Source organism: Allobosea thiooxidans (assembly GCF_900168195.1).
Classification (GTDB): domain Bacteria; phylum Pseudomonadota; class Alphaproteobacteria; order Rhizobiales; family Beijerinckiaceae; genus Allobosea; species Allobosea thiooxidans.
In genome coordinates, this window is sequence record NZ_FUYX01000003.1 from 399,254 (window position 1) to 422,432 (window position 23,179).

Sequence of the window (23,179 nt, forward strand, 5' to 3'; positions counted from 1 at the left end):
CTCACCGATAGGGCGCGTCCATCGCGATGTTGCGCGCGATCTCGCGTTCCCAGCGCGCGCCGTTCGCGAGCAGCTTGTCCTTGTCGTAGAACAGCTCCTCGCGGGTCTCGGTCGCGAACTCGAAATTCGGCCCCTCGACGATGGCATCGACCGGGCAAGCCTCCTGGCAGAAGCCGCAATAGATGCACTTCGTCATGTCGATGTCGTAGCGGGTGGTGCGGCGCGTGCCGTCGTTGCGGCGCGGGCCGGCCTCGATGGTGATGGCCTGCGCCGGGCAGATCGCCTCGCAGAGCTTGCACGCGATGCAGCGCTCCTCGCCGTTCGGATAGCGGCGCAGCGCGTGCTCGCCACGGAAGCGCGGCGAGAGCTGGCCCTTCTCGAACGGATAGTTCAGCGTCGCCTTCGGCTTGAAGAAGTAGCGCATCGACAGGCCGATTGCCCCGACGAACTCCTTCAGCAGCAGGCCCCTTGCGGCTTGCGCGAGTGACATCGCCTTCGTCCTTCCATCCTCAGCCGAACAACGTCCGGCCGATCACGAAACCCAGGACCGGCATGAGGCCGATCGTCATCACAACCAGCACCGCCCGCAGGATGCGGATGCGGCGCTCGTAATCGTCCTTCTCGGCTGCGGTCTGCGAGCGATCCGTGCGCCTCAGCGCCCCGATCACCACGGCCGACATCAGCCGGTATTCCAGCAGGCCCAGCGCGAAGCCGATCACGGCACCGAGCGGGCCCGCCAAACTCATCCGCCGACCGGGCCCCAGCCCGTCAGCTGCAGCACCAGCGCCACGATGACGACGCAGGCGATCGAGAGCGGCAGGAAGACCTTCCAGCCCAGGCGCATCAACTGGTCGTAGCGGTAGCGCGGCACGAAGGCCTTCACCAGCGCGAACATGAAGAACACCAGGCAGACCTTGAGCGCGAACCAGAACACGCCGGGCAGCCAGGTGAAGGGCGGCAACGCGACCGGAGGCGCCCAGCCGCCGAGGAACAGGATCGTCGTCAGCGAGCACATGGTCATGATCGCCACGTATTCGCCGAGCATGAAGAGCAGGTACGGGGTCGAAGAATACTCGACCATGAAGCCCGCCACGAGTTCCGATTCCGCCTCGGCCAGATCGAAGGGCGGCCGGTTCGTCTCGGCCAGCGCCGAGACGAAAAAGACGACAAACATCGGGAAGAGCGGCAGGAAGTACCAGTTCAGGAAGCTGAGCCACGGCACGCCGAGCGCATGGGCGAGGCCGCGATTCTGCTGCGCCTCGACGATCGCCGAGAGGTTCAGCGAGCCGACGCAGAGCAGCACGGTGATGATGACGAAGCCGATCGAGACCTCGTAGGAGACCATCTGCGCCGCCGAGCGCAGCGCGCTCATGAACGGATATTTCGAGTTCGAGGCCCAGCCGGCCATGATGATGCCGTAGACGCCGAGCGAGGAGATCGCGAGGATGTAGAGGATGCCGACATTGATGTCGGCGATCGCCCAGCCTTCCGCCACCGGGATCACCGCCCAGGCGCCGAGCGCCAAGAGGCAGGAGATGAAGGGCGCCAGCAGGAAGATGCCCTTGTTGGCGCCGGACGGGATGATCGGCTCCTTGAACGCGAACTTCATCAGGTCCGCGAAGCTCTGGAACAGGCCCCAGGGTCCGACGACGTTCGGGCCGCGGCGCAGCTGCACCGCCGCCCAGACCTTGCGGTCGGCGAGCAGGATATAGGCGATGAAGACCAGCAGGCAGACCAGCAGCAGCAGGCTCTTGCCCAGGATGATCGCGATATCGAGGACGAGGTCCCAGTTCATGGCCGCTTACTCCGCCGCCTGCTGGTGCCGGCCGGAGGCCAGCGCCGAGCATTCCGCCATCACGGCGGAGGCGCGCGCGATCGGGTTGGTCTGATAGAAGTCGCTCACGGTCGAGACGAAGCCCGCCTTGTCGGTCTTGCCGCCGAGGCCTGCGAGCCCGCCGAACCCGGCCGTGTCGTTGGCCGACAGGCCGTCGAGCGCGGCGAAATGCGGATGCGCCTCGTAGAGCACCCGGCGCAGGCCCGACAGCGAGTCGAAGGGCAGCGTCTTGCCGAGCGCGGCCGAGAGGGCCCGCAGGATCGCCCAGTCCTCGCGGGCATCGCCCGGCGGGAAGGTGGCGCGATCGGCCATCTGCACGCGGCCCTCGGTGTTCACATAGGTGCCCGATTTCTCGGTATAGGCCGCACCCGGCAGGATGACGTCGGCGCGGTGCGCGCCACGGTCGCCATGCGTGCCCTGATAGACCACGAAGGCACCTTCCGGCACCTCGATCTCGTCGGCGCCGAGCAGGAAGAGCACGTCGAGCGCGCCCGGCTGGGCCATAGCCGCGGCATCGAGGCCCCCCTCGCCCGGCACGAAGCCGAGATCGAGCGCGCCGACGCGGGCGGCAGCGGTATGGATCACGCCGAAGCCGTTCCATTCCTCACCGATCGCGCCCAGCGCCTGCGCCGCCTTGGCGGCGAGCGAGAGCACGGCCTCGCCGTCGGCGCGGGCGAGAGCGCCCTGCCCGACCAGCACCATCGGCTTGCCGCCGGCAGCGGCCGCCGACTTGACGACATCGGCCAGAGTCTCCGGGCCGGCGCCGAGATAATCGTAGGAATAGGTCAGGTCGGCCTTCTCGCCGATGACGCTGATCTTGAAGTCGCCGCGCAGCCAGCGCTTGCGGATGCGGGCGTTCAGGATCGGCGCCTCGCGGCGCGGATTGGAGCCGATGATCAGCAGCGAGGTCGCGTCCTCGATGCCGGCAATGCCGGCGTTGAGGACATAGGAGGCGCGGCCGAACTTCGGATGCAGTTTCGTGCCGTCCTGGCGCGCGTCGAGATGGGTCGAGCCGAGCGAGGCGATGAGCGCCTTGAGCGCGAACATCTCCTCGACCGCCGCGAGATCGCCGGCGATGGCGCCGATCTTCTCAGGGCTGGTCGCCTTCACCTTGGCGGCGATGGCGGCGAAGGCCTCGTTCCAGCTCGCCGGGCGCAGGCGCCCGTTCTCGCGGATATAGGGCCGGTCGAGGCGCTGGGTCTTGAGGCCGTCGGCGACATGGCGGGTCTTGTCGGAGATCCACTCCTCGTTCACCGCCTCGTTGAGACGAGGCAGGATGCGCATCACTTCCTTGCCGCGCGAGTCGACGCGGATGGCCGAGCCGACCGCATCCATCACGTCGATGCTCTCGGTCTTGGAGAGCTCCCAGGGGCGGGCCTTGTTCTGGTAGGGCTTCGAGGTCAGCGCGCCGACCGGGCAGAGATCGACGACATTGCCCTGCAGCTCCGACGACATCGCCTGTTCGAGATAGGTCGTGATCTCCATGTCCTCGCCGCGGCCGATGGCGCCGAGGTCGGAGGCGCCGGCGACCTCGGTGGTGAAGCGGACGCAGCGCGTGCACTGGATGCAGCGCGTCATCGAGGTCTTGACCAGCGGGCCGATATACTTGTCCTCGACCGCGCGCTTGTTCTCGGCGAAGCGGGAGGTGTCCACGCCATAGGCCATGGCCTGGTCCTGCAGGTCGCACTCGCCGCCCTGGTCGCAGATCGGGCAGTCCAGCGGGTGGTTGATGAGCAGGAACTCCATCACCCCTTCGCGGGCCTTCTTGACCATCGGCGACTTGGTCAGAACGACTGGCGGTTCGCCGTTCGGGCCGGGGCGCAGGTCGCGCACGCCGATGGCGCAGGAGGCCTGCGGCTTCGGCGGGCCGCCCTTCACCTCGACGAGGCACATGCGGCAGTTGCCGGCGATCGAGAGGCGCTCGTGGAAGCAGAAGCGCGGCACCTCGGCGCCGGCCGCCTCACAGGCCTGGAGGACGGTGTACTCGGCCGGGACGTCGACCTCGACGCCGTCGATGAGGAGTTTCGTCATGGTCTCACTCCGCCGCCATCAGGCGCACAGGCTCGCTGTGCGGGTTGGCGGCATAGTCGTCGATGCGCTGCTCGATCTCGTGCCGGAAATGCGCGATCAGGCCCTGGATCGGCCAGGCGGCGGCGTCGCCGAGCGCGCAGATGGTGTGGCCTTCGATCTGCTTGGTGACGTCGAGCAGCATGTCGATCTCGCGCTTCTGGGCGCGGCCCTCGGCCATGCGCTCCATGACGCGCCACATCCAGCCCGTGCCCTCACGGCAAGGCGTGCACTGGCCGCAGCTCTCATGCTTGTAGAAATGGCTGATGCGGGCGATGGCGCGGACGATGTCGGTCGACTTGTCCATCACGATCACCGCCGCCGTGCCGAGGCCCGAGCGCAGCTTCGAGAGCGAGTCGAAATCCATCGGCGTGTCGATGATCTGCTCGGCCGGCACCATGCGCACCGAGGAGCCGCCGGGGATCACGGCCTTGAGGTTGTCCCAACCGCCGCGGATGCCGCCGCAATGGCGGTCGATCAGCTCGCGGAAGGTGATGCCCATCGCCTCTTCGACGTTGCAGGGCTTGTTCACATGCCCGGAGACGCAGAAGAGCTTGGTGCCGACATTGTTCGGGTTGCCGATCGAGGAGAACCAGGCGGCGCCGCGGCGCAGGATGGTCGGGGCGACCGCGATCGACTCGACGTTGTTCACCGTGGTCGGGCAGCCATAGAGGCCGACATTCGCCGGGAAAGGCGGCTTCAGCCGCGGCATGCCCTTCTTGCCCTCGAGGCTCTCCAGCAGCGCCGTCTCCTCGCCGCAGATATAGGCGCCGGCACCGTGATGCACATAGAGATCAAAGGGATAGCCGTGGACGTTGTCCTTGCCGATGAGCTTGGCCGCATAGGCCTCGTCGACGGCGCGCTGCAGCGCCTCGCGCTCACGGACATATTCGCCGCGGATATAGATATAGGCCGCATGCGCACCCATGGCGAAGGAGGCGATCAGGCAGCCCTCGACCAGCGTATGCGGGTCGTTGCGCATGATCTCGCGGTCCTTGCAGGTGCCGGGCTCCGACTCGTCGGCATTGACGACGAGATAATGCGGGCGCCCGTCGTTCTGCTTGGGCATGAACGACCATTTCAGGCCGGTCGGGAAGCCGGCGCCGCCGCGGCCGCGCAGGCCGGACTTCTTCATCTCGTCGATGATCCAGTCCCGCCCCTGCTCCAGCAGGAACTTGGTGCCGTCCCAATGGCCGCGCTGGATCGCACCCTTCAGGGTGCGGTCGTGCAGGCCGTAGAGGTTGGTGAAGATGCGGTCGCGATCTGCGAGCATGTCCTAGTGCCTCACTCTGCCGGCTTGTCGCCAAGCTTCGACTCCGGGCGCCAGCCCGTCGCGAGCTTCTTCGACTGAGCAATCCAGTCGTCGCGCTCCGCCCTGCCCTTGAAGCCGGTCAGGCGCGCATCGACCCAGGCGAGCTCCGCCGGTGTCCATTTGGCGATCTGGTCGTAGTGCCAGATCCCCATCTCGTTGAGCATCTTGGCCAGCTTCGGCCCGACGCCCCAGATCAGTTCGAGATCGTCGCCCTTGCCGCCGCGCGCAGCGGTCAGCAACTCGGGCTTGCTCTCGTCGGTCGCGGGCTTGGCAGCCTCGGCGACGTCCTTCGCCTCGACCTTGCCCTTGGCGGCCGGGGTGTCGTTCGCAGCGCCCGACGGCTGGGCCGGCTCTGACGGCTTCGGGCGGCCGGCGGCGGCGGTCTCGCTGGCGGGCTTGGCCGCGACGGCGGCCGGAGTGGCTTCGGCCTTGCTGGCTTCGGCCTCGGCGGCCTTCTTCGCTTCCGCCTCGGCGGCGGCCTTGGCGGCGGCGGCCTCGGCAGCGGCCTTGCGCTGCTCGGCGACGCGCTTCTGCCAGTCGCCGGCGCCGATCATGGAGCCGTCGTAGAGCGCCTTGTCGGTCAGCGTGTTCGGCCCGCCTTCCGGCTCGGAACCGGTGCGGCCGTTCTGCGGGCCGGGCTTGGTCGGGCGGCCGCTGCGCAGGTCGTCGAGGAGCTTGCGGAAGTTATCCGGCGTCAGATCCTCGTAGTAGTCGACATTGATCTGCGCCATCGGCGCGTTGCAGCAGGCGCCGAGGCACTCGACCTCGAGCCAGGAGAGCTTGCCGTCGGCGGTGACGGTCGATTGCGGGCCGATGACGTCCTCGCAAACCTTCTTCAGCGCCTCGGCGCCGCGCAGCGCGCAGGGCGTCGTGCCGCAGAGCTGGACGAAATACTCGCCCACCGGCTGCAGGTTGAACATGGTGTAGAAGGTCGCGACCTCCATCACCCGCATCGGCGCCATGCCGAGGCGCCTGGCGACGGTCTCGATCACGGCGCGCGAGACCCAGCCTTCCTGCTCCTGCGCCTTCCACAGCAGCGGGATGACGGCGGAGGCCTGGCGGCCCTGCGGGTACTTGGCGATCTGCTGGTCGATCCAGTTCTCGTTCGCCGGGGTGAAGGCGAAGGAAGCGGGCTGGACCGGATCGGGTGCGAGACGACGGACGGACATATCAGTTCTCTCTCGACGTCATGCTCGGGCTTGTCCCGAGCATCCACGCCTTCGCAACATCGGCCACGTTCAAGACGTGGATGGTCGGCACAAGGCCGGCCATGACGGGAGCAGCAATCACCGATCGACCTCCCCGAACACGATGTCCAGCGAGCCGAGGATCGCGGAGACGTCGGCGAGCATGTGCTTGCGGCACATGAAATCCATGGCCTGGAGATGGGCGAAGCCCGGGGCCTTGATCTTGCAGCGATAGGGCTTGTTGGTGCCGTCGGAGACCAGATAGACGCCGAACTCGCCCTTCGGCGCCTCGACGGCGGCATAGACCTCGCCGGCCGGCACCTTGTAGCCCTCGGTGTAGAGCTTGAAGTGATGGATGAGCGCTTCCATCGAGCGCTTCATCTCGCCGCGCTTGGGCGGCACCATCTTGCCGTCGAGCGAGGAAACCGGGCCGCCGCCATCCGCCGCCAGCAGCTTCGCGCAGCACTGCTTCATGATGCGCACCGACTGGCGCATCTCTTCCATGCGGATGTGGTAGCGATCGAAGCAGTCGCCGTTCTTGCCGACGGGGATGTCGAATTCCATCTCCTCGTAGCACTCATAGGGCTGCGACTTGCGCAGGTCCCAGGGCGCGCCCGAGCCGCGCACCATCACGCCCGAAAAACCCCATTTCCAGCAGGTCTCGAGATCGACCACGCCGATATCGACGTTGCGCTGCTTGAAGATGCGGTTGTCGCTGAGCAGCCCTTCGAGGTCGTCGCAGACCTTGAGGAACGGGTCGCACCACTCGGCGATGTCATGGATCAGCGAGACCGGAATGTCCTGGTGCACGCCGCCGGGGCGGACATAGGCCGCGTGCATGCGCGCGCCGCAGGCCCGCTCGTAGAAGATCATCAGCTTCTCGCGCTCCTCGAAGCCCCAGAGCGGAGGCGTGAGCGCGCCGACGTCCATCGCCTGCGTCGTGACGTTGAGCAGGTGGGACAGGATGCGGCCGATCTCGGAATAGAGCACGCGGATGAGCTGGCCGCGGCGCGGCACGGTCACCCCGGCCAGGCGCTCGACCGCGAGCGCGAAGGCATGCTCCTGGTTCATCGGCGCGACATAGTCGAGCCGATCGAAATAGGGCACGGCCTGGAGATAGGTCTTGGCCTCGATCAGCTTCTCGGTGCCGCGATGCAGCAGGCCGATATGCGGGTCGACGCGCTCGACGACCTCGCCGTCCAGCTCCAGCACGAGGCGCAGCACGCCGTGCGCCGCCGGATGCTGCGGGCCGAAATTGATCGAGAAGTTGCGGATATTGTGCTCGGTCATGCTCAGCCCGCCTGTTTCGCGGCGAATTCGGCGATCACCTGCGCGCCCGTCTTGCGCGGCCGCTCGCCAGCGAAGGCGTAGAGGGCAGGCTTCTCGTCGATGAAGATCTCTTCGGCGAAGGTGAAGGACGACAGGTCGTCGAAGGCCTGGAAGGCCACCGCGACATGGCCGTCGCCCTCGCGCAGGCGCCAGAACAGGCTGGTCCCGCAGGTCCGGCAGAACTGGCGCTTCGCCCAGTCGGACGAGTCATAGCTGCCCAGCTGGGCCTCGTCCTCGACGCTCACGCCGGCGCAGGGCACGGCCATGAAGACGCCGCCGCTCCATTTCCGGCACATGCCGCAATGGCAGACGTCCATGTCGAGCTTCTCCGGCGTCGCCGTGAAACGGACCGCGCCGCAGAGACAGCCGCCGGACAGAGCTTTGTGGCCTGCCGCCATCGCGTCAGGCTCCCGTCGCCTTCTCGTCGCCCGGGAGCACGTAGTCCGTGCCTTCCCAGGGCGAGAGGAAATCGAAGTTGCGGAATTCCTGGTTGAGCTTCACCGGCTCGTAGACGACGCGCTTCTGCTCGTCGTCGTAGCGGACCTCGACGAAGCCGGTGAGCGGGAAGTCCTTGCGCAGCGGATAGCCCTCGAAACCGTAGTCGGTGAGGATGCGACGCAGGTCCGGATGGCCGGAGAAGAGGACGCCGTAGAAATCGTAGGCCTCGCGCTCGAACCAGTTCGCCGCCGGGAAGACGTCGACAACGGAGGGAACGGGCGTGGCCTCGTCGGCCTGCACCTTCACGCGGATGCGCCGGTTATGGTGCGGCGCCAGCAGGTGGTAGACGACGTCGAAGCGCTTCTCGCGGCCGGGATAGTCGGCGCCGGCGATGTCGGTGAAGTTCACGAAGCGGAAGCGCGGGTCGCTGTAGAGCGTGCGCAGGACCTCGACGATCGAAGCCGCCTCGGCATGGATCGTCAGCTCCTCGAAGGCGACCACCGCCTCCGTCACCGCGCCGGGCAGCGCGGCCTTGATCTCTTCGCCGAGTTGTACGAGCGCTTCGCTCATCGTCTCACCTTCATCGCCTGCAGCATCGACCGAAAGAGCGCTCAGCGCTCGATCGTGCCGGTGCGGCGGATCTTCTTCTGCAGCAGCAGGACGCCGTAGAGCAGCGCCTCGGCCGTCGGGGGGCAGCCCGGGACATAGATGTCGATCGGGACGATGCGGTCGCAGCCGCGCACCACCGAATAGCTGTAGTGGTAGTAGCCGCCGCCATTGGCGCAGGAGCCCATCGAGATGACGTAGCGCGGCTCCGGCATCTGGTCGTAGACCTTGCGGAGCGCGGGAGCCATCTTGTTGGTCAGCGTGCCCGCCACGATCATCACGTCGGATTGGCGCGGGGAGGCACGCGGGGCGAAGCCGAAGCGCTCGACGTCGTAACGCGGCATCGAGAGCTGCATCATCTCGACCGCGCAGCAGGCCAGACCGAAGGTCATCCACATCAGCGAGCCGGTGCGGGCCCAGTTGACCAGATCGTCGGTGGCGGTGACGAGAAAGCCCTTGTCGGCCAGCTCGTTGTTGATCTCGACGAAGAACGGATCACGTGCGCCGACCGGCTTGCCGTCAGGGCCGAGAAGCCCCCGCGGTGCCGGCGCGACGAGCGGGTCGCCGCGATCGATCGCTGTGATTGCCATGACCTAATCCTCGTGAACCTTAACCCTGCCAGATAGGAAGCGGAGCGCCGCCTCGCGATCGGACAGTTAGTCCCACTCCAGCGCGCCCTTGCGCCACTCGTAGACGAAGCCCACGGTCAGCACGCCGAGGAAGACCATCATCGACCAAAAACCATACCAGCCGAGCCCACCGAAGGCGACGGCCCAGGGAAACAGGAACGCGACCTCCAGATCGAAGATGATGAAGAGAATCGCGACCAGATAGAACCGGACGTCGAACTTCATGCGCGCGTCGTCGAAGGCGTTGAAGCCGCATTCATAGGCCGAGAGCTTTTCCGCATCCGGCTTCGAATAGGCGATCGCGAAGGGCGCGATCAGCAGGGCCAGGCCGATGACCGCCGAGACGCCGATGAACAGCACCAGCGGCAGGTAATCGCTCAGAAGGGACGGCACCGGGAGAGCTTGCATGGTCGAACTCACTTCAGACGGCCGCGCGGCGGCTCGCTGCCCAGTCGCTTAGACCCTCGATTAGAATGAAGCAAGACTCCGCCGCGCCGCACAATCGCGCGAGTGGGTTGAACGCAGCGCAGGATGCGGCAGAATTGCCCCGCGTCTCGACATCGCCCCGCATACCGGGGCGGAAATCGGTCGAAAACGCGTCATTCCAGCCCGCGGGGACGGCAGCAATCCGTTCTCCGTGCCGAATCGTTCCGGCCGGGCCCGCCTCCGATTTGCCAAAAGGCCTGCCATGTTTCGATCGCCCCACCCTGCCGCCAAAACCGAAAGCCATGCAGCCCCCGCGGCGCGATGAGTCTCGCCTGCCTGCGCGCCGGCCTCGCGCCCGCGATCCTCGTCCTGACCTGCAGCGCACCGGTCTTCGCCCAGGAGGGCGAACCCATGCGCGCGCCGCTGCCGCCGCAGCGCCCCTTCGACCTCGACCTCGCGGGCACGCCGAAGCTGCCGGCGATCATCGTGCCGCCGGCCCCCAAGGAGACCGCCCGGGAGGCGGTCCAGGAAGCCGTGCAGGAAGCGTCGCGGGAATCGTCGGACGCCCCGGCTTCCGCCGAAGCACCGACAGCGCCTGCTCCTCCGGGCGAACCCGATGACGACGAAGGACCCGAATGGCCCAAGCTGACGCCTGGCCAGAAGGCAGGCGCCGAGCCCGATTTCGACCCGAACGAGAAGGCCGAGCGACCCGGCATCTCGACCGATCCGGGGACCTCGACGGCCTGCCTGCCCGACCAGCTCAAACAGATCCTGAACAAGATCGCCGACCGCTACGGCGCCGTGAAGGTGACCTCGACATGGCGACCGCCATGGCGCGCCAGGCGCGGCTCCTATCACAAGGGCTGCCAGGCGATGGACTTCCGGGTGCCGGGGACACGGCCGCGCGCGGTGCTGGAATGGGCCCGCAGCCTGCCAGAGGTCGGCGGCCACCACGTCTACTGGAACGGCCTGATCCATATCGACACCGGCCCGCGCCGCCCCTGGTGACGCCACCGCTCCGGCCGCGGATCGGCACGCGATCCGTGCGCCGGCATGGGCATGCGGCAGGCCGCACCCCGGAGGGCGCCAAGGCCATCGTTCTGTTTAGAGAACGACAAGCAAGAACCCACCGTCGGAGGCATGTCCCCGAGCGACAATATTCTTTCCGCGCAGCCGACGAAATGAGGCTCGCAGCAGGATTTCCTACGGCTACCGCACAGGGTGAAGGAGTTTTTCCAAACACATCGTTCTTTTGAAAGAACGTTTTGTTGACGCAAAGGGGTTCCCGGGCGCACCTTTTCGGGGAGGCGCCTCGACAGGGCGCATGCCCCCCCGGACGCCCTAGCGGAGCAGAACATGATCAGCCGTCGTCTCTTCCTGCAGACCGGTACCGCGACCATCGCCATTTCGACCGCCGGCGGCTTCGCCCAAGCCTCCGAACCGGCGGGCGAGCCGGTCTATCTCGGCGTCAGCGGCCCGCTGACCGGCCCCAACGCGCAATACGGCGCTCAATGGAAGCAGGGCTTCGACCTGGCGCTGGACCAGATCAACGGCTCGGGCGGCATCAAGGGCCGGCCGCTGCGCTACCTCTTCGAGGACACCCAGAGCGACCCGAAGCAGACCGTCGCGGTGGCCCAAAAATTCGTGGCGGACAAGCGCATCGTCGCCGAGCTCGGCGATTTCGCCAGCCCGGCCTCGATGGCCGCCTCCCCGATCTACCAGCGTGCCGGCCTGGTCCAGTTCGGCCTGACCAACTCCCATCCCGACTTCACCAAGACGGGCGATTTCATCTGGAGCAACTCGGTCAGCCAGGCTGACGAGCAGCCGCTCAACGCCGCCTTCGCCGTCAAGCGGCTGGGCTTCAAGCGCATCGCCGTGCTCCACCTCAACACGGATTGGGGGCGCACCAGCAAGGACCATTTCGTCGCCGCCGCGAAGAATCTCGGCGCCGAGATCGTGGCGACGGAAGGCTATCTGCCGGAGGAGAAGGACTTCCGCTCGACGCTGGTGCGGGTGCGCGACGCCAATCCCGACAGCCTGTTCCTCGTCTCCTACTATGCCGACGCCGCGCTGATCGTGCGGGCGGCGCGCCAGACCGGGCTTGCCGTGCCGGTGGCGGCTTCGAGCTCGATCTACTCGCCCAAATTCGTCGAGCTCGGCGGCGAGGCGGCGGAGGGCGTGTTCACCGCCGCCCGCTTCTTCCCGGCCGATCCGCGCCCGGAGGTGCAGACCTTCGTGACCAGCTTCAAGGCGAAGTACGGCAAGGAGCCGGACGCCTTCAACGCCTATGCCTACGACACCATGGTCCTGTTCGGGCAGGTGCTGCGCGAGGCGCCGGAGCTCGACCGCAGGACCGTCCGCGACACGCTCGCCCGGGTGAAGGACGTGCCGAGCGTCGTCTATGGCAAGGCGAGCTTCGACACGAAGACGCGGCGCGTCGCCGGAGCGCGCAACGCCGAGCTCGTCGTCAAGGGCGGCAGCTTCACGCTCTGGGGCGGCGGCAAGGCGACGAACTGACCCGCTTCGACGCCGTCATTGCGCGCGAAGCGAAGCAATCCAGGGGGAACGGCCTGAGCGGTCCAGTCCGGCCGCGCCCGGACTGCTTCGTCGGCTGCGCCTCCTCGCGATGACCGTCCTTTCGGTCCAATGCTTCAAGCGATCGTTTCATGACCTCCTGGTTCGACCACACCATCAACGGCCTGATCATCGGCAACATCTACGCCCTGCTGGCGGTGGGGCTGGCGCTGATCTTCGGCGTGAGCCGGCTGATCAACTTCGCCCATGGCTCCGTCTATGTCGTCGGAGCCTATGTCGGCTGGGTGGCGGTTTCCGTGCTGCATACCCCCTTCCCCCTGACGCTGGTCATCGTGGTCGCCCTGACCGCCGTGCTCGGCGTCGTGGTCGAGCGCTTCGGCATCCGGCCCTTGGCGGGCGCCCCGCGGATCGCGCCGCTGCTCGCCACGATCGGCCTGAGCTTCGTCCTCGACCAGACGGTGCAGATCCTGTTCAGTCCCGATCCCCGAGCGGTGCCGATGCAGCTGCCGAACTGGCGCGTCGCCATCGGCGGCGGCTCGATCGGCGTGCTCGACCTGCTGATCGGCGGCATCGGCATCACCGCCGCCAGCGCGCTCTTCGCCTTCCTCAAGCTGACGAAATGGGGCTGGGCCGTCCGCGCCACCGCGCTCGACCGCGATGCGGCCCGCGCGATGGGCGTCGATGTCGACAAGGTCAACAGCATCGTCTTCGCCGTCGCCTCGGGGCTCGGTGGCGTCGGCGGCGTACTGGTCGGCATGTATTACAACGTCATCACGCCGACCATGGGCTTCGAGGCGACGCTGAAGGGCATCGTCGCCGAGGTGGTCGGCGGCGTCGGCAACGTGCCCGGCGCGATCGTCGGTTCGCTGCTGCTCGGCATCATCGAGAGCTACGGCGTCGCCCTGCTCGGCACGAGCTATCGCAACCTCTTCGCCTTCATCCTGCTGATCGTCATCCTCGTGCTCAGGCCGAACGGGCTCTTCGCCAGCCGCCGACAGCTGCCGCCCGAGCCGATGACCGGCACCTTCGTCGCGCCGAGCCGGCCGGTGCGCCTGCCCGTCCCGCTGGTCGCGGCGGCCGCCGCTTTGGCCATCGCCCTGCCCCTGCTGGTCGACAGCGGCTACCTGATCCAGACCCTGACCAATGTCTGGCTCTATGCGCTGCTGGGCCTGAGCCTGACGCTCGTCGCCGGCACCAGCGGGCAGGTCTCGCTCGGCCATGCCGCCCTGCTCGCCATCGGCGGTTACACCTCGGCGCTGCTGGCGCTCAACCTGGGCTGGCCGGTCTGGCTGACCCTGTTCTGCGGCGGCCTCGTCGCCGCGGCGCTGGGCACGCTGCTGGTCTCGCCGGCCTTCCGCCTGCGCGGCCACTATGTCTCGATCGCGACGCTCGGCATCGGCGAGATCGTCGCCCTGGTCATCCTGAACTGGGAGAGCGTGACGCGCGGGCCGATCGGCGTCGCCGGCATCCCGCCGCTCTCGCTCTTCGGCTACGAGCTCTACGACACCAACGCGATCTACTGGTTCGCCCTGGCGCTGATGGCGGCGCTGGCGCTGCTGCAGCTGCGCCTGCTCGGCTCGCATCTCGGCCGCACGCTCAGGGCGGTGCGCGACGACGATGTGGCGGCGCGTTCCTTCGGCATCGGGCTCAACCGCTACAAGGGGCTGGCCTTCGCCTTCGGCGGCTTCTTCGCCGGCCTCAGCGGCGCCTTCACCGCCCATATGTATTCCTACATCAACCACGAGACCTTCAACACGCAGATCTCGGTGCTGGCGCTGACCATCGCGATCCTCGGCGGCATGGGCAATGTCGGCGGCGCGATCCTCGGCTCGCTCGCTCTGATCGGGCTGCCCGAGGTGTTCCGCGTCGCCGCCGAGTACCGCATCCTGCTCTACGGCATCGCGCTGCTGCTGCTCGTGCGCTTCCGGCCGCAGGGCCTACTCGGAACCGTCTGAGGAGATGCCCGTGACCGCTCCCTTCCCGCTGCCGGCCGCTGCCGCGCCCCATCCGCTGCTCGAAGCGCGTGGGCTGGTGCGCCGCTTCGGCGGCCTCACCGCCGTGGCCGGCATCGATCTCTCGATCGCCGCCGGCGAGCTCGTCAGCGTCATCGGCCCCAACGGCGCCGGCAAGACGACGGCCTTCAACCTGATCAGCGGCCTCGACCGCCCGGACGAAGGCTCGATCTGCTTCGACGGCGCCGACATCACCGGCCGGCCGCCCGAGGCCGTGGCCGTCGCCGGCCTCGTCCGCACCTTCCAGCACGGGCGCGTCTTCGCCAATCTGAGCGTGGCGGACAATGTCCTGGTCGGCGCGCATCGCCGGCTTACGGCCGTGCGCCCGGCCTGGCCGGTCGTCGGCCCGCTGGCGGAGCTGGCGCTCGCGCTGATCCGGCCGCCTTCGGTCAAGGCGGAGGAGGCGGCGCTGCGCGAGGAGGTCCGCGAGATCCTGGCGATCTTCGGCGAGCGGCTGCTACCCCGCATCGACCAGCCGGCCTACAGCCTCTCCTACGCCAATCGCCGCCGCGTCGAGATCGCCCGCGCGCTGGCGGCCCGCCCGAAGCTCCTGCTGCTCGACGAGCCCACCGCCGGCATGAACCAGACCGAGACCGCCGAGATGCTGGAGATCATCGCCGCGCTGAAGGCGCGCGGCCAGACCATCCTGCTGATCGAGCACAAGCTCGACATGGTGATGCGGCTCTCGGACCGCGTCGTCGTTCTCGACGACGGCCGGAAGATCGCCGAGGGCCTGCCGCTCGCCGTGCGCAACGACCCGGCCGTGATCGAAGCCTATCTCGGCCATGGCGCGGTCGGGAGCGCGGCCAGGGCGGGCGACGACGCGCCGTCGGCCGAGCAGCCCCTTCCCCTGTCCGCGTGAGGCCGAGATGAGCGAAACGCAGCCGATCCTCGCCCTGAAGGACATCGACACCTTCTACGGCCCCGTGCAGGCGCATTTCGGGCTTTCCCTCCATGTCGGGCAAGGCGAGATCGTCAGCCTGCTCGGCGGCAACGCCAGCGGCAAGTCGACGACGATGAAGATCATCCTCGGCCTGGTGAAGCCTGCCGCCGGCGACGTGCTGGTCGGCGGCATCTCGACGCTGAAGCTGAAGACGCCGGAGATCGTGCGGCTCGGCGTCGGCACCGTGCCGGAGGCGCGGCGGCTCTTCGGCGCGATGAGCGTGCGCGAGAACCTGCTGATGGGCGCCTTCGTGCGCAACGACAAGGCCGGCATCACGGCCGATCTCGACCGCGTGCTCGGCCTGTTCCCGCGCGTCGCCCAGCGGTTGGACCAGCAGGCCGGGACGCTCTCGGGCGGCGAGCAGCAGATGGTCGCGATGGCGCGAGCCCTGATGGGCCGGCCGCGCGTGATCATCATGGACGAGCCGACCATGGGGCTCTCGCCGCTCTGGGTCGACCGCGTGCTGGAGCTGATCCGCCAGATCAACGGCCAAGGCGTCGCCATCTTCATGGTCGAGCAGAATGCGAGCCTGGCGCTCCAGATCGCCCATCGCGGCTATGTCCTGCAGACCGGCCGCATCGTTCTCGAGGGCAGGGCCGCCGACCTCCTGACCGATGCGCGGATCAGGGATGCCTATCTCGGCGGCGCGGAGGCGGCATGACCCGGCAGAATCTGAAGATCGACCACGCCGGCATCGCCGCCGCCCCTCCCTCGCACCCGCAGCTTGCGCCGCAACGCGCGGTCGCCGACGCCTGAAAGGTCACGCCATGAGCGCGAAACGCCTCGGCTTCTTCACCCGCCTGCTCGACGACGCCCCGGCGGCGGAGCGCTACCGCCTCGCGGCCGAGCAGATCGTCCATGCCGAGCGCCACGGCTTCGACAGCGCCTGGGTCGCCCAGCATCATTTCCATCGCGACGAGGGCGGGCTGCCCTCGCCCCTGCCCTTCCTGGCCTATGTCGCGGCCCGGACCAGCCGCATCCGGCTCGGCACCGGCATCATCATCCTGCCGATGGAGGATCCGGTCCGCACCGCCGAGGACACGGTCGTCGTCGACCTGCTCTCAGGCGGCCGCCTCGAAGTCGGGCTCGGCACCGGCGCGACGCCGGAGACCTTCCTCGCCTTCGGCCTCGACAAGGAGCAGCGCACGGAGATCTTCGCGCGCAACCTCGACAAGCTCCACGAAGCCTGGAGCGGCGCGGGGCTCGGCCATGAGCAGAACCGGCTCTATCCAGAGGCCGGCACGTTGCCGCAGCGCACCTGGCACGCGACCTTCTCGGCCGCAGGCGCGGAGCGCATCGGCCGGGCCGGCGCCGGGCTGATGCTCTCGCGCACCCAGCCACGCAGCGCCGACAAGCCGGATGCGACGCTGCCCGAGATCCAGCATCCGATCATCGACGCCTATCTCGCCAACCTGCCGGCCGGCGTCGCCCCGCGCATCATGGCCTCGCGCTCGCTCTTCGTCGCCGACAGCCGCGCGGAAGCGCTGGGTCAGGCCGAGCGCGGCCTCAACCATGTGCTCGAGCGCTTCATCGCCAGCGGCCACCGCATCGAGGACCGTAGCCTTTCCGGGCTGATCCGGACGCTCGACACCCATGTCGGCGCGCCCGAGGACGTCATCGCCTCACTCGCCGAGGATTCGGTACTGCCGCGGGCCACCGACGTGGTCTTCCAGGTGCATTCGGTCGATCCGCCGGCGCCGCTCGTCCTGCGCTCGATCGAGCTCACCGCCGCGATCGTCGCCCCGGCGCTCGGCTGGAAGGACAAACCCGCCGCGCCGCCCGTCCGGCTCGCCGCCGCCAACGCATGAGGTCCCCCTATGAGCGTGCAAGACACCACCGACATCCTCGATCGCCTCGCCGGCGTCGTTCCCGGCTCGGCCCTTGATGCGCTGCGGCGCGAGCGCCCGCAGACGCGCGACAACGTGCAGGCGAGCTATGCCGCCCTGTTCGAGGCTCCCGACGAGACCGGCGTGACGCCGAGCGAGCGGCTGGCGGTCGCGAGCTTCGTCGCGCTGCTGCATGGCGGCGTTCCCGTCGCCGCGCATTACCTCGACCTGCTGGAAGCGCACCCCGATGGCGCAGCGCTCGCCGCGGCGATCCGCAACCAGGCCAGGCAGGCCGCCGGGAGCGGCCCCTACGGCGCCTATCCGCCCGGGCCGCTCTCGCGGGAGGACGTGGCCGGGCCGGTCTTCGCCGTGGAAGGTGCCGACCGCGCCGCGCTGGGCGAGCGGCTCTCAGCCGCGCTGGCGCATGCGCATCGACTCGTCCTGCATCCGCGCGATGCGGCAGCTGCCGATCTCGCCGCCTTGCAGACGGCCGGCTGGAGCACGGCGGCGATCGTCACGCTCTCGCAGCTCGTCGCCTATCTCGCCTTCCAGATCCGCGCCGCGCATGGCCTGCGCGTCCTCGCCGCCTGAACCCGACGGAGCACGACGATGAGCGATATCACTCTCGAGCGCCCGGCCGCGACCGCGCCGAACGCCTTCACCCAGGCCGAGCTCGGCTGGGAAGCCTGGATCGATCCGGTTCCCGAGGCGGCACTGACCGAGCGGCAGAAGGAAGGGCTGGTCGATATCGCGCGCGCCAAGAGCGCGTATTTCCGGCTGCTCGCGCATGACCCGGACATCCTTCGCGCCCGCACGCTGGCCGACAAGGACATCTTCTACAACAGCCGCGCCGGCCTGCCGCGCGCGGAGCGGGAACTCGCCGCGGCCGCCGTCTCGCGCAGCAATGGCTGCATCTACTGCGCCTCGGTGCATGCCCGCTTCGCCAGCACCTTCTCGAAGCGCAGGGACGACGTCCAGCGCCTGCTCGACGAGGGCACCGGCGTCGATATCGACCCGCTGTGGAACGCGGTGATCGAGGCCTCCGTCGCGCTGACCGCGACGCCGATCGCCTTCGGCCCCGAGCATGTCCGCAAGCTGCGCGATCTCGGCCTCGACGATCTCGCGATCGCCGACCTGATCCACGCCGCCTCGTTCTTCAACTGGGCGAACCGGCTGATGCTCTCGCTGGGCGAGCCGGAAACGCAGGCCTGAGATTCACCGCTGTACGGCGGGCGCGCCTACCACTGCGGCGCGCCACTCGCCTTCCCGAGTTCCTCCGGCCCGGGCAGCCGGTTCTCGAACCAGAGCGCGGCGGCGGCGCGCGACATCGCGGCCCCGTCATGGCCGATGCCCGGCACGACGGTGAGCTGCCAGTTGCAGGGCAGACCGCGCCTGGCCGCCTCACCCTTCGCGAACTCGTACATGAAATGCGCCCGGCCGAAGCGATGTGGCCCCTGCGCCAGCGCCTCGGGATTCGAGGGCAGGTTCGGATCCTCGGTCGCGATGTCCTGGTCGCCGGCCAGGATCGTCATCGGATAGGCGAGCCAGCGCGCGATCGCGCGCTCGTCGAGGCCGAGATTGCCGAGCCCCTCGGGAAAGGGCCGCTCCAGCGTCGGCAGCGTGTACCAGCCGGGATTTCCGGCCATGGCCGCCTCGTAGGAGCCGGCCTCCTGCGTGGCGAGCAGGCGGTGAAGGAACTGGCCGCCGGCCGAATGGCCATAGATCTTGACCTGCGTGCGCCGCGTGACGCCGCCGGCCCTGAGCGCGGCGAGCACCCGCTCCGGCACGGCATAGAGCCAGGCCTCCGGCGGCGCGACGGCGCCATCGGCGTCAAGCACGAGCCCGTTGTTGTAGCCGTGCGCGCCCTCGAAATGCGTGGTGCCGAAGGTCGGCGCGACGATCAGCAGGTTGTGCTTTTCGGCCGCGTCGATCCAGAAATCGCGATAGTCGTCGCCGTTGCGCATCATGCCGTGCTGGACGAAGACGACCTCGTCGTCGGGCTCGTGCCGCTCGGGGCGGTAGAAATTGATCTCGAGCGGGCGCTCGGGATGCTGCGCATCGATGAAGGGCACGCTCCCGCGGCCGCGGGGGAGCGTCAGCGTCGTGGTGGTGGTCATGCGGCGTCCTGGATGCTGTGCAGGTGGCAGGCGGCGCTGCGGCCGGGCGCGATCTCGACGAGTTCGGGCCTGACCTGCCGGCAGACCGGCATGGCCTGCGGGCAGCGCGGGTGGAACGGGCAGCCGGGCGGCGGCGCGAGCGGCGACGGCATCTCGCCGGAGACGGGCTCGAAGCTGCGCTTGCGACGCTGAGCCGAGGGAATCGCCTTGATCAGCGCGGCGCTATACGGATGCGCCGGCTCGGCGAAGACGTCCTGCGCCGGCCCGATCTCGACGATGCGGCCGAGATACATGATCGCGACGCGGTCGCTGATGTGGCGCACCAGCCCGAGATCGTGGCTGACGAAGAGATAGGTCAGCCCGCGCCGCTCACGGATGTCCATGAACAGATTGATCACCTGCGCCTGGATCGAGACGTCGAGCGCCGAGACCGGCTCGTCGCAGACGAGAAAGTCGGGCTTGACCGCGAGCGCGCGGGCGATGCCGATGCGCTGGCGCTGGCCGCCGGAGAACTGATGCGGGAAGCGGTCGCGATAGGCGAGATCGAGCCCGACCTCGCCGAGCACCTGGTCGACCGCGGCATCGATCTCGCGGGGCGGCACCAGCCGGTGGACCGCGAGCGCCTCGCCGACGATGCGGCTCACCTTCATCCGGGGATTCAGGGAGGCATGCGGGTCCTGGAAGATCATCTGGACCTTCAGCAGGAAATCCAGCCGCTCCCGGCCCTTCAGCGTCGAGACCGGCCGGCCGTCATAGACCGCCTCGCCCTCGCTCGGCTTCAGGATGCCGGTGGCGATCCGCGCGAGCGTGGACTTGCCGCAGCCGGATTCGCCGACGAGCCCGAGCACCTCGCCCTTCATCACCGCGAGATCGACGCCGTCGACCGCCTTCAGCGTCCGCGGCGGTTCGCCCTGCCCGATCGCCGCCAGCAGCCGCTGCGCGATGTTGGCCTTGCCCTTGAAGTGCTTGCGGATACCGCGCAGTTCGAAAAGAGGCGCGCTCATGGGGTCGTCACCATCGGCTGCGCCGGGTTGTGGCAGCGGAACTGGCGGGCGCCGTCGAACGTCGGCGGCGGATCGATCTCCGCACAGACGGGCAGCGAGCGGGGGCAGCGCGGCCGGAACGGGCAGCCGCTCGGGCGCGAATCGATGCGCGGCGCCATGCCCTCGATCTGGTTCAGCCGGCCACCAGGCGCGACCAGCGTCGCCGAGGAGCCGAGCAGGCCCTGGGTATAGGGATGGCGCGGCGCGTCGAGGACAAGATCGACCGGGCCGGTCTCGACGATGCGGCCGGCATACATCACCGCGATCCGGTCGGCGAGCTCGGCGACCACCGCGAGATCATGCGTGATCCAGATCACCGCCGTGCCGGTCTCGCGCGCGAGCTTCTGCACCTCGTAGAGGATCTGGCTCTGGATCGTGACGTCGAGCGCCGTCGTCGGCTCGTCGGCGATGATCAGGTCCGGCTCGTTGAGCAACGCCGTCGCGATGGCGACACGCTGGCGCATGCCGCCGGAAAACTCGTGCGGGAACTGCTTCAGCCGGGCCTCGGGCGACGGGATGCCGACCCGCGCCAGCGCCTGCGCCGCCAGCTTCAGGGCCTCGGCGCGCGGCATGGCGCGGTGCTCGAGGATCGCCTCCGCCATCTGCTCGCCGACGCTGAGCACCGGGTTCAGCGTCATCAGCGGATCCTGGAAGATCATCGCGATGCGGTCCCCCCGCAAGGCGCGCAGGCGCTCGGGCGTCGCCGCCCGCAGATCCTCGCCCTTGAAGGCGACGCTGCCCTGGATGATCTCGCCGGGCGGGTCGATCAGCTGGACCAGCGAGAAGCCCGTCACCGATTTGCCGGAACCGGATTCCCCGACGAGGCCGAGCACCTCGCCACGCGACACCGAAAGATCGACGCCGTCGACCGCGGGCCAGGCGCCGTCGAGCGCATGGAAGACGGTGCGCAGGCCGCGCACCTCGAGCAGGGTCTGCGCGTCGGCGTTCACGAGCGCACGTTCAGGCTGCGGCGCAGCCTGTCCCCGACGAGATTGAGCGACATGATCAGCAATACCAACGCGATACCGGGGAAGACGGCGATCCAGTATTCGCCGGAGAGCAGGAACTCGAAGCCGTTCGCGATCAGCAGGCCGAGCGAGGGCTGCGTCACCGGCACGCCGACGCCGAGGAAGGACAAGGTCGCCTCCAGCGTGATCGCGCCGGCGATGCTGATCGAGGCGACGACGAGCACGGAGCCGATGGCGTTCGGCAGCAGATGCGCCAGCATGATGTGCCGGGTCGGCAGGCCGAAATTGACCGCGGCCTCGATATATTCCTTACGCCGCTCGACCAGCGCCGAGGCCCGCATCAGCCGGGCGTACTGCGCCCATTGGACCATCACGATCGCGAGGATGACCTTGTCGACGCCGCGGCCGATCGAGGCGAGCAGGACGAGCGCGACCAGGATCGAGGGGAAGCCGAGCATGAAGTCGACGACGCGCATGATCGCGGCGTCGATCGCCCCGCCGAACTGAGCCGCCATCAGCCCCGCGGCGACGCCGATGACGAGCGCGCCGAGCGTCGCCGAGAGCCCGACCATCAGGCTGGTGCGCAGGCCGTAGAAGATCGCCGACAGCATGTCGCGCCCCTGGGCGTCGGTACCGAGCCAATAGGTCATCCCGTTCATGGCGGTGGCGCCCGGCGGCAGGCGATTGTCCATGACGCTGAGCGAGGCGAGGTCATGCGGGTTCTGCGGCGCGATCACCGGCGCCAGCAGCGCGAGCGCGACGAGGATGCCGAGCAGGATCGCGGCGCCGCGCAGGGTGGGCCTGCTGCGGATCCGCCGCAGCACCTTCTCGCGCAGTGGCGTCATGGCTTCGGGGGCGATGCTCATGCGCTGTCTCCCGCAAGCTTCACGCGCGGATCGAGCGCGGCGTAGAGCACGTCGACGAGGAAATTGACCGAGACGAAGAGCAGCGTCGCCAGCATGACGTAGGCGACGACCACCGGCCGGTCGAGCTGGTAGATCGAGTCGATCAGGAGTTTGCCCATGCCGGGCCAGGCGAAGACCGTCTCGGTGATGGTCGAGAAGGCGACGAGGCTGCCGAACTCGATGCCGACAACCGTGACGACCGGGATCAGGATGTTGCGCAGCACATGGCGGCCGACGATGCGGCGGGGGCGCACGCCCTTGGCGCGGGCATAGCGGACATAGTCCTGCCCCATCGCCTCGCTCGTGCCGGCGGCAACGAGCCGCGTCAGCAGCGCCATGTTCGGGATCGAGAGGTTGAGCGCCGGGAGGATGAGATGCTTCAGCCCGTTGGCGGTCAGCAGGCTCGTCTGCACGCCGAGCACGCTCACCGTCTCGCCCCGCCCCGCCGTCGGCAGCAACCCGAGCACCACGGAGAAGAGCAGGATCAGCATCATCCCCTTCCAGAAATTCGGCAGGGAGAAGCCGAGCACCGTGCCGGCCATGATCAGCCGCGACGGGCGGCTGTCAGGATCGAGCCCGGCATAGAGGCCGAGCGGCACGCCGACGAGGATCGCGAGCGCCATCGCCAGCAGGACGAGCTCGACCGTCGCCGGGAGCCGCGCCAGGATGAGCTCGATGGCCGGCACGCCATGAACGAAGGAGCGGCCGAGGTCGCCCTTGAGCGCATTGGCCATGAAGGTGAAATATTGCTGCCAGACCGGCAGGTCGAGACCCAGGCGCTGGATCAGCGCCTGCCGCTCGGCATCGCTGACCTGCGGCGGAACGAGGAGCTCGATCGGGTCGCCGATGCCGTAGACGGCGAAGAACACCACGACCGAAACCGCGAGCAGCACGAAGACGCTCTGGATCAGCCGCTGCAGGACAAAGGCGGTCATGGCACTTGTCTTCCGTGATGGGGTGTCGCCCCGAAGCCCGGGCTCCGGAACGCGCCGGCGGTGGCCT

24 protein-coding genes are annotated in these 23,179 nt (G+C 68.5%); 8 read left to right on the top strand and 16 right to left on the bottom strand.

The window, feature by feature from the left end:
* Position 1 precedes the first annotated feature (1 nt).
* The 11 genes from nuoI to B5Y19_RS07795 all read right to left on the bottom strand — a co-directional run bounded on the left by nuoI (position 2) and on the right by B5Y19_RS07795 (position 9,795).
* Positions 2-490 carry an NADH-quinone oxidoreductase subunit NuoI gene (nuoI, locus tag B5Y19_RS07745; protein WP_038367698.1) on the bottom strand — a complete coding sequence of 163 codons (489 nt, stop codon included), beginning with the start codon at positions 488-490 and terminating at the stop codon, positions 2-4.
* A 19-nt stretch (positions 491-509) separates the two neighbouring features.
* A complete protein-coding gene (locus B5Y19_RS07750; protein WP_139384296.1) occupies positions 510-746 on the bottom strand; it encodes a hypothetical protein in 237 nt (78 codons plus the stop codon).
* Positions 743-1,795, bottom strand: coding sequence for an NADH-quinone oxidoreductase subunit NuoH (gene nuoH / locus B5Y19_RS07755; RefSeq protein WP_055727486.1), 1,053 nt, complete (start codon positions 1,793-1,795; stop codon positions 743-745). Before nuoH ends, B5Y19_RS07750 begins: the two co-directional genes overlap by 4 nt.
* A 6-nt stretch (positions 1,796-1,801) precedes the next feature.
* A complete protein-coding gene (gene nuoG, locus B5Y19_RS07760) occupies positions 1,802-3,865 on the bottom strand; it encodes an NADH-quinone oxidoreductase subunit NuoG (protein WP_055727485.1) in 2,064 nt (687 codons plus the stop codon).
* A gap of 4 nt (positions 3,866-3,869) precedes the next feature.
* On the bottom strand, positions 3,870-5,174 hold the full coding sequence (gene nuoF / locus B5Y19_RS07765) for an NADH-quinone oxidoreductase subunit NuoF (protein ID WP_055727484.1): 1,305 nt from the start codon (positions 5,172-5,174) through the stop codon (positions 3,870-3,872).
* A gap of 11 nt (positions 5,175-5,185) precedes the next feature.
* Entirely contained in the window at positions 5,186-6,382 is a 1,197-nt protein-coding gene (nuoE, locus tag B5Y19_RS07770; RefSeq protein WP_055727483.1) for an NADH-quinone oxidoreductase subunit NuoE, read from the bottom strand.
* Positions 6,383-6,499: 117 nt separating this feature from the next.
* The gene (locus B5Y19_RS07775; RefSeq protein ID WP_079591300.1) at positions 6,500-7,690 is read right to left on the bottom strand and encodes an NADH-quinone oxidoreductase subunit D; all 1,191 of its coding nucleotides are present in this window, start codon (positions 7,688-7,690) and stop codon (positions 6,500-6,502) included.
* A 2-nt stretch (positions 7,691-7,692) separates the two neighbouring features.
* On the bottom strand, positions 7,693-8,127 hold the full coding sequence (locus B5Y19_RS07780) for a GFA family protein (RefSeq protein WP_055727481.1): 435 nt from the start codon (positions 8,125-8,127) through the stop codon (positions 7,693-7,695).
* Positions 8,128-8,131: 4 nt separating this feature from the next.
* Positions 8,132-8,737, bottom strand: coding sequence for an NADH-quinone oxidoreductase subunit C (locus B5Y19_RS07785; RefSeq protein WP_055727480.1), 606 nt, complete (start codon positions 8,735-8,737; stop codon positions 8,132-8,134).
* Between the two features lie 41 nt (positions 8,738-8,778).
* Entirely contained in the window at positions 8,779-9,363 is a 585-nt protein-coding gene (locus B5Y19_RS07790) for a NuoB/complex I 20 kDa subunit family protein (RefSeq protein WP_055727479.1), read from the bottom strand.
* Between the two features lie 66 nt (positions 9,364-9,429).
* Positions 9,430-9,795, bottom strand: coding sequence for an NADH-quinone oxidoreductase subunit A (locus B5Y19_RS07795; protein ID WP_139384311.1), 366 nt, complete (start codon positions 9,793-9,795; stop codon positions 9,430-9,432).
* A 354-nt stretch (positions 9,796-10,149) separates the two neighbouring features.
* On the opposite strand from B5Y19_RS07795, the gene B5Y19_RS07800 reads away from it, so the two are divergent.
* The 8 genes from B5Y19_RS07800 to B5Y19_RS07835 all read left to right on the top strand — a co-directional run bounded on the left by B5Y19_RS07800 (position 10,150) and on the right by B5Y19_RS07835 (position 18,356).
* A complete protein-coding gene (locus B5Y19_RS07800) occupies positions 10,150-10,836 on the top strand; it encodes a YcbK family protein (RefSeq protein ID WP_055727477.1) in 687 nt (228 codons plus the stop codon).
* A 348-nt stretch (positions 10,837-11,184) separates the two neighbouring features.
* On the top strand, positions 11,185-12,345 hold the full coding sequence (locus tag B5Y19_RS07805; protein WP_055727476.1) for an ABC transporter substrate-binding protein: 1,161 nt from the start codon (positions 11,185-11,187) through the stop codon (positions 12,343-12,345).
* A 149-nt stretch (positions 12,346-12,494) separates the two neighbouring features.
* Positions 12,495-14,318, top strand: a complete 1,824-nt coding sequence (locus B5Y19_RS07810) for an ABC transporter permease (RefSeq protein ID WP_055727475.1) — start codon at positions 12,495-12,497, stop codon at positions 14,316-14,318.
* A 10-nt stretch (positions 14,319-14,328) separates the two neighbouring features.
* Complete coding sequence (locus B5Y19_RS07815) at positions 14,329-15,237, top strand: ABC transporter ATP-binding protein (RefSeq protein ID WP_244555517.1); 909 nt, start codon at positions 14,329-14,331, stop codon at positions 15,235-15,237.
* Between the two features lie 7 nt (positions 15,238-15,244).
* On the top strand, positions 15,245-15,979 hold the full coding sequence (locus B5Y19_RS07820) for an ABC transporter ATP-binding protein (protein WP_055727473.1): 735 nt from the start codon (positions 15,245-15,247) through the stop codon (positions 15,977-15,979).
* Positions 15,980-16,085: 106 nt separating this feature from the next.
* The gene (locus B5Y19_RS07825) at positions 16,086-17,126 is read left to right on the top strand and encodes a putative FMN-dependent luciferase-like monooxygenase (RefSeq protein WP_055727472.1); all 1,041 of its coding nucleotides are present in this window, start codon (positions 16,086-16,088) and stop codon (positions 17,124-17,126) included.
* 9 nt (positions 17,127-17,135) lie between these two features.
* Positions 17,136-17,735 (top strand): CMD domain protein, encoded by a 600-nt coding sequence (locus B5Y19_RS07830; RefSeq protein ID WP_055727471.1) that lies wholly within the window; start codon positions 17,136-17,138, stop codon positions 17,733-17,735.
* A gap of 18 nt (positions 17,736-17,753) precedes the next feature.
* Positions 17,754-18,356, top strand: coding sequence for an alkylhydroperoxidase domain protein (locus tag B5Y19_RS07835; protein ID WP_055727470.1), 603 nt, complete (start codon positions 17,754-17,756; stop codon positions 18,354-18,356).
* A gap of 26 nt (positions 18,357-18,382) precedes the next feature.
* Here B5Y19_RS07835 and B5Y19_RS07840 read toward each other — a convergent pair whose 3' ends face one another.
* The 5 genes from B5Y19_RS07840 to B5Y19_RS07860 are packed head-to-tail and all read right to left on the bottom strand — an operon-like array spanning position 18,383 to position 23,112.
* Complete coding sequence (locus tag B5Y19_RS07840; protein WP_055727469.1) at positions 18,383-19,261, bottom strand: alpha/beta hydrolase; 879 nt, start codon at positions 19,259-19,261, stop codon at positions 18,383-18,385.
* Positions 19,258-20,265 (bottom strand): ABC transporter ATP-binding protein, encoded by a 1,008-nt coding sequence (locus tag B5Y19_RS07845; protein WP_055727468.1) that lies wholly within the window; start codon positions 20,263-20,265, stop codon positions 19,258-19,260. The genes B5Y19_RS07840 and B5Y19_RS07845 overlap by 4 nt, the downstream gene beginning before the upstream one ends.
* Entirely contained in the window at positions 20,262-21,254 is a 993-nt protein-coding gene (locus B5Y19_RS07850; protein ID WP_055727467.1) for an ABC transporter ATP-binding protein, read from the bottom strand. The genes B5Y19_RS07845 and B5Y19_RS07850 overlap by 4 nt, the downstream gene beginning before the upstream one ends.
* A complete protein-coding gene (locus tag B5Y19_RS07855) occupies positions 21,251-22,138 on the bottom strand; it encodes an ABC transporter permease (protein ID WP_055727466.1) in 888 nt (295 codons plus the stop codon). The genes B5Y19_RS07850 and B5Y19_RS07855 overlap by 4 nt, the downstream gene beginning before the upstream one ends.
* Complete coding sequence (locus B5Y19_RS07860; protein WP_055727465.1) at positions 22,135-23,112, bottom strand: ABC transporter permease; 978 nt, start codon at positions 23,110-23,112, stop codon at positions 22,135-22,137. Before B5Y19_RS07860 ends, B5Y19_RS07855 begins: the two co-directional genes overlap by 4 nt.
* Between the last annotated feature and the right edge of the window lie 67 nt (positions 23,113-23,179).